Annotated in this window: 1 protein-coding gene; it reads left to right on the plus strand. The window is 64.8% G+C overall.

What is annotated here, in order from left to right; all coding sequences use genetic code 11:
- Positions 1-387 precede the first annotated feature (387 nt).
- Positions 388-988 (plus strand): XRE family transcriptional regulator (locus EOA86_RS36180; protein WP_164892390.1); only part of this gene is annotated, 601 nt, incomplete at its 3' end.

Genomic DNA, 988 nt, shown 5'->3' on the forward strand with positions numbered 1-988 from the left:
GAGAAGGGAGATCACCACCGGCGGCCAAGCTTCGCCTCGGCCGCCTCGCGGGTGGCGCCGGAAACCGCCCTGCCCGTGCGCCGGTCGAAGACAATGACCGTGCCATCCTCGGTGCGGATGCGCGAAAGGCCGGCGCGGCACTCGCGTAAGTTCGTGGCCGGAGCCGTGAGGGGAACGGCTCCGGCCGTTCCGGTCGCCTGCGATGACGGCAGGGCGACCGGAGCCGAGGCGCTGGCCTCGGGCTTCGTCCCGGTCGGGGAGGAGGACAGCCGGGACGGATGGAAAACGAGATGGGGCAACGAGGCTTGTGCATGGCTGCATATAAGCATAACTCAAATAGTTATGCAAGGCATTCTTTCATGGACGAAACCGATTCTTATGTTTCAGATGGCCGCCATGGCGAAAACCTCATTGTCGATCAAGGTCGGAGCGGCGATCCGCAAGGCGCGCAAGCAGCGTGGCCTGGTGATGCGCCACATTGCCGAGCACAACGACACCGATGTCGCCGCCGTCGGCAATTGGGAAACCGGCCGCAACCTGCCAAAAACCGAGAACCTTTTGAAGACCGCCGCCTTCCTGCGCGTCGACCCGGTGGCGCTCGGCAAGGGCGAGGTCGTCTTCCTCGACGACGCCGACAATGTCGCCGACGCAGAGATCGTCACCGACGCCGCCCCTTTGCCCGCCGGCCCTATGGACATCGAGCTTCTGGGTGCTGCGGTTGGCGGCGACGACGGCGACTTCACCTTCAACGGCGAGGTCGCCGGCTACGTCCAGCGCCCGCCCGGCATCGCCCATCTGCGCAAGGTGTTTGCGCTGCATGTGCTCTCCGACTCGATGGTGCCGCGCTACGAGCCCGGCGAGATGCTTTATTGCGGCGGCCGCGACGCCGTGCCAGGCGACCATGTGGTGATCGAGATGTTCCCCGAAGAAAACGAACGCAACGGTAAGGCCTTCATCAAGAAGCTTGTCAAGCGCACCGCTGCCGAGC

Source organism: Mesorhizobium sp. M5C.F.Ca.IN.020.32.2.1 (assembly GCF_004023105.1).
GTDB lineage: Bacteria > Pseudomonadota > Alphaproteobacteria > Rhizobiales > Rhizobiaceae > Mesorhizobium > Mesorhizobium wenxiniae.